The following is a 15631-nucleotide window of genomic DNA, read 5'->3' on the forward strand; positions in this document are numbered from 1 at the left end:
CGTCAAAGCCTTCACATCCTTCAAAGCCCTCACAGCCGGAAGCCGTCGTCGAGGGTGTCCAGCGTGCGGTCGACGAGGGCGATCAGATCGTCCTGCCTGCCGCGCTCGGCCCAGTACACGGTCGTCTCCATCAGGGCGGCGACAAAGCCCATCGAGACGACCCGTACTTCGAGCTCGTCCGCGCGCCGCCCCGTCCGCTCGGCGACGACCTGGCACAGCATGCGGCCGGTGACGGACATGCTCTCCATCATGCGGGCACGTACGGCGGGTACTTCCGTCAGCAGCTTCGAACGCAGCAGCATCTCCTCGGGCTCGTGGGCCAGGGAGTGGCGCAGGGCCTGCGTGACCACGTTGCGCAGCGATTCGACGAGCGGTTCGTCGGCCGGGCGGGCGCGCAGGGCCGATTCCATCAGCGGGTCGTACTCGTCGGTGATGACGATGTCTTCCTTGGCCGGGAAGTAACGGAAGACGGTCGAGGGCGAGACCTCGGCGGCATCGGCGATCTGCTCGACGGTGGTGGCCTCGTACCCCTGCTCGGCGATCAGCCGGTAGGTCGCGGTGCGGATCGCGATCCGGGTCTTGAGCTTCTTGCGCTCACGCAGACCCGGTCGGCGGGGCGGCGCTGTGTCGGCGAGGGGATGCGGGATGTCGGCGGCCATGCCCGCCATTGTCGGGCATCGTCCCTGACGCTCCTTCCGGCTGTCAGTAACGCGTGTCACGATGTGTGTGGGGTAGATGTACGGTCCGTGAAAAAGCGGACTGGCGTGCGGAAGGGGGAGCCGGGATGCGGGGAATCGTCAACGCGCTGGCCGTCGTCGTGGCGGCGTTGTGTGTCGCGAGTTTTCTGGTGGGCGGCGGGGCGGCCGTGCTCGGGGTGGTGCTGGCCGCGGTCGCGGTCGTGGCACGGCAGGTGGCCGTGGCTTCGAAGCCACGGCCACCGCGGGTGGAACAGTCGAAAGAGGGGAGGGCGGCCGGTGGGCCGTCAGGCCGAATAGGCCACCAGCGAGATGCCCACATAGTGGGCGATGAAGGCGGCGAGCGTCAGCGAGTGGAACACCTCGTGGAACCCGAACCACCGCGGTGACGGGTTGGGGCGCTTGAGGCCGTAGATCACACCGCCGGCGCTGTAGAGCAGCCCGCCGACGATCACCAGGACCAGTACGGCGATGCCGCCCGCGCGCATGAAGTCGGGGAGGAAGAAGACCGCGGCCCAGCCCATCGCGATGTAGCAGGGGGTGTAGAGCCAGCGCGGGGCGCCGACCCAGAAGACCCGGAAGGCGATCCCCGCGATCGCTGCCGCCCAGACCGCCCACAGCAGGGTGCGGCCGGTGGAGGCGGGCAGCAGGAGCATGGTGAGAGGGGTGTAGGTGCCCGCGATGATCAAGAAGATGTTGGCGTGGTCGAGTCTGCGCAGGATGGCTTCGCCGCGCGGACCCCAGGTGCCACGGTGATAGATCGCGCTGATGCCGAAGAGCAGACACGCGGTCACGGCGTAGATCCCGCAGGCCACCCGGGCGCGGGTGGAGTCCGCGAGGGCGATGAGCACCAGGCCGGCGACGAGCACGGCGGGGAACATCCCGGCGTGCAACCAGCCGCGCAGCTTCGGTTTGACCGGAATCGGCAGGTCGATCTCGACAGGCCCGCGCCCGGGGCCGTCTGGATTCGTGAGCTGATCGGAGTCGGCGGAGGTCATGCGCACAATCCTAGCTACGCGACCGTAGGTTACGCACAGGTAGGGGCGCGATGAGTGGCGATGCTCACGTGAGAGGCCCCCTGGACATATGGGCGCGCTACGCGGATCATCAGATGAGTGCGGTCGGCACCGGATGAGCGCCAACGAATCAACGTCGTGAAGCATCCGGGTCGCGGCCCCCACGGGGCATACATCTACAAAACACCCTCACTTAGGAGCAACCGTGGCGCGCGAGAACGCGGCTCCCACCACCCTTCCGACGAACCACCAGGAGCTGATCTCCTGGGTCGACGAGATCGCAGCCCTCACCGAGCCGGACCAGGTCGTCTGGTGCGACGGCTCGGAGGTCGAGTACGAGAGGCTCGCCGAGGAGCTCGTCGCCAAGGGCACGTTCAAGAAGCTGGATCCCGTCAAGCGCCCGAACTCCTACTACGCCGCCTCCGACCCCAGTGACGTCGCGCGCGTCGAGGACCGCACCTTCATCTGCTCCGAGAAGGAGGAGGACGCGGGCCCGACGAACCACTGGAAGGCCCCGGCGGAGATGCGCGACATCTTCACCGGCGAGAAGGGCGTCTTCCGCGGCTCGATGCGCGGCCGCACCATGTACGTCGTCCCGTTCTGCATGGGCCCGGTCGGCTCGCCGCTCTCCGCCATCGGCGTCGAGATCACGGACTCGGCGTACGTCGCCGTTTCGATGCGCACCATGACCCGGATGGGCCAGGCCGTCCTCGACGAACTCGGCACCGACGGCTTCTTCGTCAAGGCCGTCCACACCCTCGGCGCACCGCTCGCCGAGGGCGAGGCCGACGTCCCGTGGCCGTGCAACTCCACGAAGTACATCTCGCACTTCCCCGAGGACCGCGAGATCTGGTCCTACGGCTCGGGCTACGGCGGCAACGCCCTGCTCGGCAAGAAGTGCTACGCCCTGCGCATCGCGTCCGTCATGGCGCGCGACGAGGGCTGGCTGGCCGAGCACATGCTGATCCTCAAGCTCACCCCGCCGAAGGGTGAGTCGAAGTACGTCGCCGCCGCCTTCCCGTCCGCCTGCGGCAAGACCAACCTCGCCATGCTGGAGCCCACGATCTCCGGCTGGACCGTCGAGACGATCGGCGACGACATCGCCTGGATGCGGTTCGGTGAGGACGGCCAGCTGTACGCGATCAACCCCGAGGCCGGTTTCTTCGGCGTCGCGCCCGGCACCGGCGAGCACACCAACGCCAACGCCATGAAGACCATGTGGGGCAACTCCGTCTTCACGAACGTCGCGCTCACGGACGACAACGACGTGTGGTGGGAGGGCATGACCGACGAGGAGCCCGCGCACCTCACGGACTGGAAGGGCAACGACTGGACCCCCGAGTCCGGCACCCCCGCCGCCCACCCCAACGCGCGCTTCACCGTCCCGGCCGGTCAGTGCCCGATCATCGCGCCCGAGTGGGAGGACCCCAAGGGCGTACCGATCTCGGCGATCCTCTTCGGTGGCCGCCGCGCCACCGCCGTGCCGCTGGTCACCGAGTCCTTCAACTGGCAGCACGGTGTCTTCCTCGGTGCGAACGTCGCCTCCGAGAAGACCGCCGCCGCCGAGGGCAAGGTCGGTGAGCTGCGCCGCGACCCGTTCGCCATGCTGCCGTTCTGCGGCTACAACATGGGCGACTACATGGGCCACTGGGTCAAGGTCGGCGCGGACAAGGCCGATCAGTCCAAGCTGCCGAAGATCTACTACGTCAACTGGTTCCGCAAGAACGACGCGGGCAAGTTCGTGTGGCCCGGCTTCGGTGAGAACAGCCGTGTGCTCAAGTGGATCGTCGAGCGGCTGGAGGGCAAGGCCGAGGGCGTCGAGACCCCCATCGGCATCCTGCCGGCCAAGGGCTCCCTGGACACCGAGGGCCTGGACCTCTCCGAGGCCGAGCTGGACTTCCTGCTGACGGTCGACAAGGAGGTCTGGCGCGAGGAGGCCGCTCTGGTCCCCGAGCACCTCAACACCTTCGGCGACCACACCCCGAAGGAACTGTGGGACGAGTACCGCGCGCTCGTCGAGCGCCTGGGCTGATCCCTCGCACCGCTGAACTCCGCGGCCGGGCCTTCCTGACATCCGCCCTGACCTGTGGGGTCACCGGCCCGCCGCGGCACAACCCCCGAAGCCCCCTCACGGCTTCGGGGGTTGTTCAATCAGTGGCACCCGGCCCGTGCGCCGAGACGGCACGCGGGCCGGGGCCGTCAGTGGGCTCCGACGAGGCGGAGTTCTTCGAGCGCGGCCGCGTGGGCGTCCATGCTCTCGGCGGCGAGGATCGCGGCCGCGGTGTCGGCGCGCGAGGCGGCGACGACCAGCGCGCGGCCGGCGAGCTCGTGGGCGCGGCGGTGAAGGGCGATCGGGGCCGCGTGCGTGAGGCCGGCGTGCCTGGCCGGCGGGGCACCGCGCAGCCGAGCGACCTGGGTGGCGATACGGTCGGCCGCCGCGCCGAGGCTCAGCTCGTCGGTGACCGCGAGGAGCGCCGCCAGGTGTCCGGCGAGCTGGATGTCCAGCTCCTCCTCGCGGGAACGGTGCGGGAAGTCGGCCCGGTCGACAGCTGCAGCCATGCGGTGGACCGATTTGTTGCGGATCGGCTCGTACATGGGGATGGCCTCCTGCCAGGGTCAGGAGACCAGCCTACATTAGATTCTGTCTAAAGTTGAGCCGAGTCGTGCCGGGCCCGCGCGTCTGTCGTCCGCCTACGGCTGTGCGTATCCGTCCAGGAAAGTGCCGATACGCGTCACCGCGTCCGCCAGCTCCTCCACCGCCGGGAGCGTCACGATGCGGAAGTGATCGGGCTCCGGCCAGTTGAAGCCCGTACCGTGCACAACCATGATCTTCTCGGCCCGAAGGAGGTCGAGGACCATCTCCCGGTCGTCCTTGATCTTGTAGACCTTGGGGTCCAGGCGCGGGAAGAGATACAGCGCGCCCTTGGGCTTCACGCAGGTGACGCCCGGGATCTGGGTCAGCAGGTCGTACGCCGTGTTCCGCTGCTCCAGGATCCGGCCGCCCGGCAGTACCAGGTCCTCGATCGACTGCCGGCCGCCGAGCGCCGTCGCCACCGCGTGCTGCGACGGCATGTTGGCGCACAGCCGCATGTTGGCGAGGATCGTCAGCCCCTCGATGTACGACGATGCGTGCGCCTTCGGGCCGCAGACCGCCAGCCAGCCGCTGCGGTAACCGGCGACGCGGTAGTTCTTCGACAGGCCGTTGAAGGTGAGGGTGAGCAGGTCGGGCGCGATCGCGGCGGTCGGGGTGTGCGTGGCGCCGTCGTACAGGATCCGGTCGTAGATCTCGTCGGAGCAGACGACCAGGTTGTGACGGCGGGCGATCTCGGTGAGACCGCGCAGCATCTCGTCGTCGTACACCGCACCCGTCGGATTGTTCGGGTTGATGACGACGATGGCCTTGGTGCGGTCGGTGATCTTGCGCTCGATGTCGGCGAGATCCGGCATCCAGTCGGCCTGCTCGTCGCAGCGGTAGTGCACGGCCGTGCCGCCCGCCAGTGAGACGGACGCGGTCCACAGCGGATAGTCCGGCGCCGGTACGAGCACCTCGTCGCCGTCGTCGAGCAGCGCCTGCATCGACATCTGGATGAGCTCGGAGACGCCGTTGCCGAGGTAGATGTCCTCTACGTCGAGCTCGATGCCCTTGGTCTGGTAGTGCTGCATGACCGCGCGGCGCGCCGCCAGCAGCCCCTTCGCGTCGCCGTAGCCGTGCGCGCCGGCGAGATTGCGGAGGATGTCCTCCAGGATCTCGGGCGGGCACTCGAAACCGAACGCCGCCGGGTTGCCGGTATTGAGCTTGAGGATGCGGTGACCCGCCGCTTCGAGCCGCATCGCCTCCTCGAGCACGGGGCCGCGGATTTCGTAACAGACGTTTGCGAGCTTCGTCGACTGGATCACCTGCATGCTGGCCACCTTACGGGTGCATAACGGGACCCGCCTCGTGTTTTTGGCCACGCGGGCGTCAGGCGGCAGCACGGGCGCGGCTGACGGGCAGGCGCTCCGGGCGGGCCTCGACCGACAGGAAAGAGGCGCTCGGTCCAGGCCCCCGGATTGTCACCGATTGGACAGCCGTAGCGTCCAGGGGCACCGCCCGGCCGTTCACGCAGCTCCGATAAGTTGACCGGTCATGGGGACGCTGAGCGCTGTCGGGTACCGCCGGCTGGGTGCCATCGGGTCGGTCGCGGCAGCGGTGGGCGGCATCGCGGCAGGCCGGCTGCCGGCCCGCGACCCATGGGGGATGTGGGTCCCCCAAGGGTCCGCGACGACCGTGGTGGCCGCCGTCCTGGCGTACATCGGCCTGACCCTCCTGGTCGTGGCCTGGTGGCAGTACGGGCGGCTCGTCGCCCGGGGCGCGGTCGGCGGGGTGCGCGACACAGTGGTCACGCTCGTCTGGTGGGCCGCACCGCTCGTACTCGCACCGCCGCTGCACAGCGCCGACGTCTACAGCTACATAGCCCAGGGCGCGATGGTCGTCGAAGGCCACGACGTCTATACGTACGGCCCCTCCGTGCTCGGCTCCGACGAGCTCGGAGCCGACGCCGCGGCGAGCGGCGGCGCGCACTGGACCGACACCCCCGCCCCGTACGGGCCCGTCTTCCTCGTCCTGGCGAAGTGGGTCGTGCTCGCCACGGGCGGCCAGATCGTCCCCGCCGTGCTCGGCATGCGGCTCGTCGCCCTGGCCGCACTCGCCCTGATCGTCTGGGCGACACTCCACATCGCCCGCGCCCACGGCGCCAGTGAGACCGGCGCGCTGTGGCTGGGAGCGCTCAACCCGCTGCTGCTGATCCACGTCGTCGGCGGCATGCACAACGACGGCCTGATGATCGCCCTCATGCTGACAGGCGTGGTCTGCGCGCTGCGCGGCCGTTGGGTCCTGGGCAGCGCGGTCGTCGCCCTCGCGATGATGGTCAAGTCACCGGCCGCCGTCGCCCTGCTCTTCATCGGCGTACTCGTCGTACGCCGGAGTCCAGGCCCCCTCCCGTCGCGCGTCGTCAAGGCGTTCGCCGTCCCCGGCCTGGTGGCCGGGGCGGTCGCCGTGGCCACCACCCTGCTCAGCGGCACCGGCTTCGGATGGCTGTGGACGCAGAGCGTCGCCGGGACGATCCACACGCCCCTCTCCTTGTCCAGCGACATCGGCCAGGGCATCGGCGATCTGACGCACCTGCTGTTCGGCTGGGACGCGGAGCCGGTCAAGCGCGCGTTCCAGACGCTCGGCCTGGCCCTCGCGCTCGCCGTGATCGGTTACGCCGCCCTGGCGACCTTCCGCCGCGTGCGGCCCTGGCGTGGCGCCCCGCCCCTGCGTCCGGTCCACGCGCTGGGCGTTGCCCTGCTGGCCCTGGTCGTCCTCTCGCCGATGGTGCAGCCGTGGTACCTGCTCTGGGGCACGGCGGCGATCTCCGCCACCGCCTGGAACGGCAGGCTCGGCCGCATCCTGACGGTCCTGTCCGCGGCCCTCGTCTACGAGACCCACCCCAAGGGCAGCACCCCGGCGTACGGCTTCGCCGTCGCGGGCGTCGTGTGCGTGCTGGGCGCGGTGCTGCTGCGCCGGGAGAGCCGGGAGCGCGGGGAGCAGCTGTCGCGGGCGGCGGGAGTGCGGCGTACCGACCGGCCCGTGAGCGGATCTGTACGGCGCCCGTCCGCGACCGTGAGTCTGCCGTCGACGAGGTCGTACGGGACGCCGGCCGGGAGGGTGCGCGCGGACTCGGAGGCGGAGCCGGGAGCAACGGCCGACGGGGAGAAGAAGGCCACGCCGGCGCGGTAGTTGGTCCGTACCTTTGTATTGCCGCCACGCTCCCGTGGGCCCAAGCTCATGTCATGGACATGGAGTTGAGGCACCTGAAGACGATCCGCGCCATAGCCGACGCAGGCAGCCTCACCAAGGCGGCCGGCCATCTCGGCCTCACCCAGCCCGCTCTCAGTGCGCAGCTCAAACGCATCGAACGGTCACTGGGCGGCCGGCTCTTCGAGCGCGGGCGCGACGGCGTACGCGCCACGGCCCTCGGCGAGCTCGTGCTGGACCGCGCAAGCGTCGTCCTGCCCGCCGTGCGCGAACTGCAGGAGGAGGCGGTGAGGTTCGCGCGTACCCGGGCGCAGAAACCGGGCTTCCGGCTCGGCGGTACGCACGGACCCCTCCTCGGCGGTCTGGTCGACCGGCTGGCCGCCGCCGAGCCGGGCGCCCTGGTCGCCACCCACACCTCATGGTCCGAGCGGGAGATCGCCGCCTGCGCCGCCGAAGGGCGCCTCGACTACGCGCTCATCGGCACCTGCGGCGAGTCCGCGCCGCCCGAGCCGGACCGGTTGGTGTGGAGCGAGGTCGCGCGGGACCCCGTCTTCGTCATGCTCGCCGTGGCCCACCCGCTGGCCGGGCGCCGCGAGATCGAGCTGGCGGAACTGTCTGCCGAGGCCTGGACGGACGTACCGGGCGACGGCTGTTTCGCGGACTGCTTCGCCGCCGCCTGCGCCGGCGCGGGATTCACCCCGTCCCGCGTGTACGAGACGGACACGGCTTCCTGCGTCCACCTGGTCCAGGTCGGACGGGCCGTGGGGCTGTGCCGGGCGACGTTCCCCGCCACGCCCGGGATGGTGACCAGGCCGCTCGCCGGTACGCCGCTGATCTGGCGGCACCTCCTTGGCTGGCACCCCAGGGGACGGGCGGCCGCCACCGCCCCGGCCGTGCTCGCGCACGTCCGCGCCGCACACGCCGACGCGCTGGAGCGCAGTACGGGCGACGGGGCGTGGCCGGCCGCGCGGGCGCCGGCGCGGGCAGCCGCTACGCCCGTGGCCATAACACGGTGAGGGGGGACAACTGAGGGCTCCCTCAAGGTCGTTCACGCTTCTACGGTTTCGGCACGCCCCACACCCCCACCGAGACCGAGGAGATTCCTCATGCTCCACAGACACGCCAGGGCAGCGTGCGTCGCCATCGCCGCCGCCGGCGCGCTGGTCCTTGCCGGGCTGCAGAGCTCGGCGATCGCCACGCAGCCGGCCTCCGCCTCCGACGACGCCGACACCGTTCAGCCGGAACTGCTCAACGCCATGCAGCGCGACCTCGGGCTCACCACGGCACAGGCCAAGGACCGGCTGGAGAACGAGGCCGAGGCGGGCGCCACCGCAGGCCGCCTCCAGCACGCGCTGGCCGGGTCGTACGCCGGGGCGTGGGTGGCGGGAGCGGACTCCGCGACCCTCACCGTGGCCACCACCAGGGCCGCCGACGCCGCCGCGATCACCGCCCGGGGCGCGCGTGCCCGGGTCGTCTCCCACACGCTGGCCGAACTCGACGGCGCGAAGGCCGCATTGGACCGTGCGGCGGCCCGTAACGGCTCCACCGGCGCACCGGTCTGGTACGTCGACGTCCGCGCCAACACCGTGGTCGTCCGCGCGAGCGCGCCGGCGGCGGCCGAGAAGCTGATCGCCGCGAGCCGCGCCGACCGTGCGCTCGTCAAGGTGGAGCGGACCACCGAGCAGCCGCGCCCGCTGTACGACATCCGGGGCGGCGACGCGTACTACATGGGCAGCAGCGGCCGCTGCTCGGTCGGCTTCGCCATCACCCGAGGCACCACCCAGGGCTTCGCCACGGCGGGCCACTGCGGCCGGGCCGGCACCACCACCAGCGGGTACAACCGCGTCGCCCAGGGCAGCTTCCAGGCATCCACCTTCCCAGGCCGCGACATGGCGTGGGTGGCGACCAACTCCAACTGGACCGCGACCCCTTACGTCAGCCAGAGCGGCCAGAACGTCCAGGTGGCCGGCTCCGTCCAGTCCCCGGTCGGCGCCTCGATCTGCCGCTCCGGGTCCACCACGGGCTGGCACTGCGGCACCATCCAGCAGCACAACACCAGCGTCACCTACCCCGAGGGCACCATCAGCGGCGTGACGCGGACGTCGGTCTGCGCCGAGCCGGGCGACTCGGGCGGCTCGTACATATCCGGCAGCCAGGCCCAGGGCGTCACCTCCGGCGGGTCGGGGAACTGCCGCAGCGGCGGTACGACGTACCACCAGCCCATCAATCCGCTGCTCCAGGCGTACGGCCTGACCCTGAAGACGACCACCGGCGACCCGGGCGATCCGGGCGATCCGGGCGACCCCGGCGATCCCGGTGACCCGGGCGGCACGTGGGCGGCGGGCACGGTGTACGCGGCGGGCAGCCAGGTCACCTACGGCGGCGCCACCTACCGCTGCCTCCAGGGCCACCAGGCCCAGACCGGCTGGGAGCCGCCGAACGTCCCGGCCCTGTGGCAGCGCGTCTGAGGGCTCTTCACGGTGCGCGTGTCGCGGCTCTCTCCTGACCTGACGGACGGGAGCCGTGACACGCGCACCACGCCGTTCAGCGCCTCCGGGCCGTACGCCGGACCGACCGCCCGGCGAGGACGTCCGTCCGCCTCCCGTCCTCGATCACGAACCGGCCGTCGACGAGCACGTGCGGGATGCCGGTAGGGAGCGTGCGCGGCGACTCGAAGGTGGAACCCGCCGCGACCGTGTCCGGGTCGAACAGGACGAGGTCGGCGCGGTAGCCCTCGCGGACCAAGCCCCGGTCGGGGAGGCGCAGCCGGGCCGCCGGGCGCGAGGTGAGGTGCGCGACGCACTCCTCCAGGGAGAGGACGCCCAGGTCGCGGGCGTAGTGGCCCAGGTAGTGGGGGAAGGTGCCGTACGCGCGCGGGTGCGGCTTGTAGCCCTGGAGGATGCCGTCGCTGCCGCCGGTGTGCACGCGGTGGCGCATGATCGCGCGGACGTTCTCCTCGTGGCCGACGTGCTGGAGGATCGTCGAGCCGAGGCTGTCGTTGATCAGCAGGCGGCGGGCGGTGACCCACGGCGCCTCGCCGCGCTGGGCGGCGGATTCGGCGATCGTCTTGCCCACGCAGCTCGCGAGGCCGGGGTCACTGACGCCCGAGATCTCGATCGTGTCCCACTCGATGGGGACCCCGTGACAGCCGTCTGCTCCGACGACCTCCATGTGGTGACGGATCTTCTCGGCGGTCTCGTCGTGGCGGAGGCGAGTGAGGATCGCCTCGGGGCCTCCCTCGCTCGCCCAGCTCGGCAGCATGGCGACGAGCGTCGTGCAGCCGGGTGTGTAGGGGTAGGTGTCGAGGGAGATGTCGGCGCCCTCGTCCAGGGCCTTGTCGAGGAGGGCGAGGAGGCCGGGCGCCTTGCCCTTGTTGACGCCGAAGTTCATGGTGGCGTGGGCGAGATGGAGCGAGCAGCCGGCGTTGCGGGTGAGGGTCACCATCTCCTCGTACGCCGCGAGGGCTCCGGCGCCGTACGAGCGGTGGTGGGGGCAGTAGTAACCGTCGTAGCGCGCCACCACGCGGCACAGCTCGGTGAGTTCGGCGTCGTCGGCGTACATGCCGGGGGTGTAGGTCAGGCCCGACGACATGCCGACGGCGCCCTGCTCCAGGCCCTCGGCGACGAGCTGCTTCATGCGGGTGAGCTCGGCGGGGGTCGCCCGGCGGTCGTCCCAGCCGGTCGCGTACATGCGGACCGTGCCCTGCGGGACGAGGTACGCGGCGTTGACGGCGATGCCCTGGCGGTCGAGCCGGTCGAGGTACTCGCCGACGGTCCGCCAGTCGAAGTCGATGTCGGAGCCGTCACCGTTCCAGCCCGTGATTGCCTTCCGCACCTCGGCGAGGGTGCGGTCGTCGACCGGCGCGTACGACAGACCGTCCTGGCCGAGGACTTCGAGGGTCACACCCTGGGCGGCCTTGGCGCTGTGGTCGGGGTCGCGGAGCAGCGCGAGGTCGCTGTGCGCGTGCATGTCGATGAAGCCGGGGGAGAGGGCGAGGCCGTCCGCGTGCAGCGTGCGGCGGGCGGTGGGGCGGAGGCCGCTGTCGCTCTGCCGCCGGATCTCGGTGATGCGGCCGCTGTGCAGTCCGACGTCGGCCTGGTAGGAGGCACCGCCGGTGCCGTCGATGACGCGTACGTCACGAATGACGAGGTCCATGGGTGCGGTTTGCCTCTCGGGGTGTCTGCTGGGGGAGGGCGGAGGGGAGTGGGGCTGGGGGCTGTCGGGGGACTGGCTGCTGGGCCGCTGCGCGGGGCCTTTCCCCCACCCCGCCCCTTCCCGGCCGTGACATTTGCGGCTCCGCCGCGTGGGGCGGAGCCACAGTTCGGGAAGCCACCGCCCCCAGACGTCAGAAGAACGTCCGGATGTAGTCCGTGACCGTCCCGTCCGCCTCGACCAGCGGAATCAGCTGCCACTTGTCGAACGACGTGCACGGGTGCGACAACCCGAGTCCGAGCCAGTCACCCACCTCCAGCTCCGCCTCCGGGTCCGTACGCACCCACCCGTGCTGGTCCGACAGCCCGGTGACCGTGACGCCGGTCGCCGGTCGCACCTCGCCCGTACGGGCGTCCCGCACCGCCTGCGCCTGTGGCAGATCGAGGTCGTACGCCGCATCACGCTTGCCCGCGTTCACGAACGCCTGCTCCGGTGTCGGCCGGGACACCACCTGTGCCCAGAGGCGGAACGCGGGCTGGAGCGCTCCCTCGTCCGGGACCCGGTTGAAGGGGGTGAGGTGGCGGTAGTGGCCGTCGTCGTGCGAGACGTACGCGCCGGACCGCAGCAGCTTGAGCACCGGCAGCGAGAGTTCGGGAATCTCCGCGAACACATCCGCCACCGCGTCGAACCACGCACTGCCCCCCGCGCTGATCACGATCTCCGAGGCGCCGGCCCCGGAAGCGAACCGGCCCGCCTTGTCGAATTCCGCGGCCAGGGCGACCATTTCGCGCAGCCACGCACGCACCTTGTCGCCGTCCGCCTGCGGGACCTCGCCCTCGTACCCGGCCACACCCACCAGCCGCAGCGTCGTCGTGGCCGCCACCGCGTCCGCGACCGCCGTGCAGTCGGCGGCCGTCCGGGCGCCGGTACGGGCCCCCTCACCGGCGCCGAGTTCGACGACCACGTCCACCGGACGCGACGCGGAGGCCGCCCGGAGCGCTTCGTCCATCAACTGCACGCCGCGCACGGAGTCGACGTAACAGATGAAGCGGAAGTCGGGGTCGGCGTCCATCTCGGCCGCCAGCCAGCGCAGTGCCGCCGCGTCGACGACCTCGTTGGCGAGGAAGATCCGCTGGATGCCGTACGCCCGGTACACGCGCGCCTGGTGCGGGACGGCCGCCGTGATGCCCCACGCCCCGCGCTCCAGCTGGCGCGCGAAGAGCTGCGGTGACATGGAGGTCTTGCCGTGCGGGGCGAAGGCGAGGCCGTGCCGCTCGGCGTACGTCTCCAGGAGGGCGAGGTTGTGCTCCACCGACTCGGCGGAGAGCGCGAGCACGGGAGTGGTGAACCCGCCGGTGAAGAGATTGCGGCGCTCGGCGGCGAGTTCTGCGACTGTCAGCCCTTCGGCGTCCGGCGGGAGCGCCTTGAAGCGGTGATCCACGCGCTCGTCGGCGAGTTCGGCGAGTCGTCCGACCGGGTTGCCTGCGGCCATGGGAGCCTCCTGGTGCGTCGTGTTGCAGCATGTGCAACGACCATTGCGCATATCGCTGAACGCTGTCTAACATCCGAGCCGATGCAGGGTCAATGGTGAGTCAGTGGTGAGGAGCCCGATCGTGACCGCGCCCGCGGACGAAGCAGCAGAACGAGATGGAGATGCCGCAGTGGTGGATGTGGTCTGCCTCGGCGAGTCCATGGTGACGTTCCTGCCCTCCCGGCCCGGCCGCCTCGCCGACGTACCCTCCTTCGGCCGCGGTATCGGCGGCGCCGAGTCCAACGTCGCCTGCGCCCTCGCCGCCGCCGGGCACCGCGCGCGGTGGGTGGGCCGGGTCGGCGCCGACGGCTTCGGCGACCACCTCGTCGCCGCCGTCGCCGCGTACGGCGTCGACACCTCCGCCGTCCAGCGTGACCCGCACCGCCCCACCGGCATCTACTTCCGTACGGCGACCGACCGCGACGCCGAGGGCTTCGAGGTCCTCTACTACCGCGCCGGGTCGGCGGCATCCGCGATGTCCCCTTGGAACATGCCGCTCGACGAGCTGGCCGCGGGCCGCGTACTGCACCTGTCCGGGATCACGGCGGCGCTGTCCGCCGACTGCCTGGCCCTGATGCGGGCGCTGACCGCGCGCCGCCCCGGCCGCCCGCTCGTCTCCTTCGACGTCAACTACCGGGCGCATCTGTGGAGGAGCGAGGCCGAGGGCCCCAGCGTCCTGCTCGACCTCGCACGCGGCGCGGACCTGGTCTTCGTCGGTGAGGACGAGGCGGAGGCGGCCTGGGGGGTCCGGGGCGCGGCCGAGATCCGCCGCACCCTGCCCGAGCCGGAGACGCTGGTCGTCAAGCAGGGCGCGACAGGCGCAACGGTCTTCACCCGCGCCACGGCGGCCGGCGCGTCCGACACCGTCACCACCGTCCCCGCCCTTCGCGTCGACGTCGTCGCCCCCGTCGGCGCCGGGGACGCCTTCGCCGCCGGGTTCCTCTCCGCGACCCTGCGCGGCCTGCCCGTACGCGACCGGGTCCGGCACGGTCACCTCATGGCCGCCGCCGCCCTCACCGTCCCCGGCGATCTCGGTACGCCGCCCACCCGCGCGCACGCCGATCGCCTCGCCGCCCTCGACGCCGACGCCTGGGGGACACTTCGTCTCGGCCCCGGCTGGACCGATGCAACGCAGCCACAGGGCGCCGCCGACCAGGAGGTACGTACGCCATGAGCCAGACCGTCGACCGAGCGCTGAGCATCCTGCCGCTGCTCGCCCAGGGACCCGCAGACCTCGGCCAGGTCGCGGAGCGCCTCGGCGTGCACAAGTCCACCGCGCTGCGTCTCCTGCGTACCCTCCTCGAGCACGGCCTCGTCTACCGGCAGCAGGACCAGCGCTACCGCCTCGGCGCCCGGCTCTTCGCCCTCGCCCAGGAGGCCGTCGAGAACCTCGACGTACGCGAGATCGCGCACCCGCACCTCGCCGCGCTCAACAGCGAGTGCGGGCACACCATCCACCTCGCCGTGTACGAGGAGACCGAGGTCGAGGTCCTCTACATCGACAAGGTCGAGAGCCGCTACCCCGTCCGCATGTACTCGCGCATCGGCAAGCCCGTCGCGATCACCGTCGCCGCCGTGGCCAAACTGCTGCTCGCCGACCTCCCCGAGACCGAGCGCCGCACCATCGCGGAGAAGCTCGACTACCCCACCTACACGTCCCGTTCGACGCCGAACGCCGCAGCCTTCCTCAAGGAACTGGCGCTCGTACGCGAACAGGGCTGGGCCACCGACCTCGGCGGCCACGAGGAGTCCATCAACTGCATCGGGGCCCCCATCCGCGGTGCGGACGGCCGGGTCGTCGCCGCCATGTCGGTGTCCGCGCCGAACGTCGTCGTCACCGCCGAGGAACTCCTCACCCTCCTGCCGCTGGTGCGCCGCACCGCCGACGCCATCAGCAGGGAGTACTCAGGAAACACCCCCCCGAAGGAAGCAGGCGCATGAGCGACAAGAGCGAGACGACCGCGAAGGCCGCGATCACCCCGTCCACCCACACCGCCCCGCCCGCCAAGTTCTCCCACGGCGTGCGCAAGGGCAACATCCTCCAGGTCGCCGGCCAGGTCGGCTTCCTGCCTGCCGTCGAGGGCCAGGCCCCGACCCCCGCCGGCCCGACCCTGCGCGCGCAGACCCTCCAGACCTTCGCCAACGTCAAGGCGATCCTGGAGGAAGGCGGCGCGAGCTGGGACGACGTGATGATGATGCGCGTCTACCTCACCGACACCGACCACTTCGCCGAGATGAACGCGATCTACAACGCGTACTTCGAGGAGCAGGGCCTCAAGGAGGCCCCCGCCGCCCGTACGACCGTCTACGTCGGTCTCCCCGCCGGGCTCCTCATCGAGATCGACGCGCTCGCCGTCCTCGGCTGAGCCGAGGCGCGTCACCCCCCTTCTTCCCGCACGCCGTACGTCGTCACGGCGCGGCGCCCACCGCTCGGGCGCCGCGCCGCGATACCCCCTGC

Annotated in this window: 13 protein-coding genes; 7 read left to right on the forward strand and 6 right to left on the reverse strand. The window is 71.2% G+C overall.

Annotated features, from left to right (window positions below; translation table 11 throughout):
* Positions 1-29 precede the first annotated feature (29 nt).
* On the reverse strand, positions 30-659 hold the full coding sequence (locus AC1P0E_RS21670) for a TetR/AcrR family transcriptional regulator (protein WP_482743787.1): 630 nt from the start codon (positions 657-659) through the stop codon (positions 30-32).
* A gap of 323 nt (positions 660-982) precedes the next feature.
* A complete protein-coding gene (gene trhA / locus AC1P0E_RS21675) occupies positions 983-1693 on the reverse strand; it encodes a PAQR family membrane homeostasis protein TrhA (RefSeq protein ID WP_482743788.1) in 711 nt (236 codons plus the stop codon).
* Positions 1694-1916: 223 nt separating this feature from the next.
* Here trhA and AC1P0E_RS21680 point away from each other — a divergent pair, with 223 nt between their 5' ends.
* A complete protein-coding gene (locus AC1P0E_RS21680; protein ID WP_482743789.1) occupies positions 1917-3743 on the forward strand; it encodes a phosphoenolpyruvate carboxykinase (GTP) in 1827 nt (608 codons plus the stop codon).
* 167 nt (positions 3744-3910) lie between these two features.
* Here AC1P0E_RS21680 and AC1P0E_RS21685 read toward each other — a convergent pair whose 3' ends face one another.
* Both AC1P0E_RS21685 and AC1P0E_RS21690 read right to left on the reverse strand, forming a co-directional pair.
* A complete protein-coding gene (locus AC1P0E_RS21685; protein WP_482743790.1) occupies positions 3911-4306 on the reverse strand; it encodes an SCO4983 family protein in 396 nt (131 codons plus the stop codon).
* Between the two features lie 96 nt (positions 4307-4402).
* Positions 4403-5614, reverse strand: a complete 1212-nt coding sequence (locus AC1P0E_RS21690; RefSeq protein WP_482743791.1) for a pyridoxal phosphate-dependent aminotransferase — start codon at positions 5612-5614, stop codon at positions 4403-4405.
* A 223-nt stretch (positions 5615-5837) separates the two neighbouring features.
* Between AC1P0E_RS21690 and mptB the strand changes: the two genes are divergently transcribed.
* From mptB to AC1P0E_RS21705, 3 genes are all read left to right on the forward strand, one after another.
* Positions 5838-7472 carry a polyprenol phosphomannose-dependent alpha 1,6 mannosyltransferase MptB gene (mptB, locus tag AC1P0E_RS21695; RefSeq protein ID WP_482743792.1) on the forward strand — a complete coding sequence of 545 codons (1635 nt, stop codon included), beginning with the start codon at positions 5838-5840 and terminating at the stop codon, positions 7470-7472.
* Positions 7473-7525: 53 nt separating this feature from the next.
* Positions 7526-8506, forward strand: a complete 981-nt coding sequence (locus AC1P0E_RS21700) for a LysR family transcriptional regulator (RefSeq protein WP_482743793.1) — start codon at positions 7526-7528, stop codon at positions 8504-8506.
* A gap of 90 nt (positions 8507-8596) precedes the next feature.
* On the forward strand, positions 8597-9958 hold the full coding sequence (locus AC1P0E_RS21705) for a carbohydrate-binding protein (RefSeq protein ID WP_482743794.1): 1362 nt from the start codon (positions 8597-8599) through the stop codon (positions 9956-9958).
* 76 nt (positions 9959-10034) lie between these two features.
* Here AC1P0E_RS21705 and AC1P0E_RS21710 read toward each other — a convergent pair whose 3' ends face one another.
* Complete coding sequence (locus AC1P0E_RS21710) at positions 10035-11645, reverse strand: N-acyl-D-amino-acid deacylase family protein (RefSeq protein WP_482743795.1); 1611 nt, start codon at positions 11643-11645, stop codon at positions 10035-10037.
* Between the two features lie 190 nt (positions 11646-11835).
* A complete protein-coding gene (locus AC1P0E_RS21715; protein WP_482743796.1) occupies positions 11836-13134 on the reverse strand; it encodes an amino acid deaminase in 1299 nt (432 codons plus the stop codon).
* Positions 13135-13255: 121 nt separating this feature from the next.
* Here AC1P0E_RS21715 and AC1P0E_RS21720 point away from each other — a divergent pair, with 121 nt between their 5' ends.
* The 3 genes from AC1P0E_RS21720 to AC1P0E_RS21730 are packed head-to-tail and all read left to right on the forward strand — an operon-like array spanning position 13256 to position 15539.
* The gene (locus AC1P0E_RS21720; RefSeq protein ID WP_482743797.1) at positions 13256-14347 is read left to right on the forward strand and encodes a sugar kinase; all 1092 of its coding nucleotides are present in this window, start codon (positions 13256-13258) and stop codon (positions 14345-14347) included.
* Positions 14344-15114, forward strand: a complete 771-nt coding sequence (locus AC1P0E_RS21725) for an IclR family transcriptional regulator (protein WP_482743798.1) — start codon at positions 14344-14346, stop codon at positions 15112-15114. The genes AC1P0E_RS21720 and AC1P0E_RS21725 overlap by 4 nt, the downstream gene beginning before the upstream one ends.
* Entirely contained in the window at positions 15111-15539 is a 429-nt protein-coding gene (locus AC1P0E_RS21730) for a RidA family protein (protein ID WP_482743799.1), read from the forward strand. Before AC1P0E_RS21725 ends, AC1P0E_RS21730 begins: the two co-directional genes overlap by 4 nt.
* Positions 15540-15631 lie beyond the last annotated feature (92 nt).

It is taken from the genome of Streptomyces sp. TRD_SC_5, from assembly GCF_056836825.1.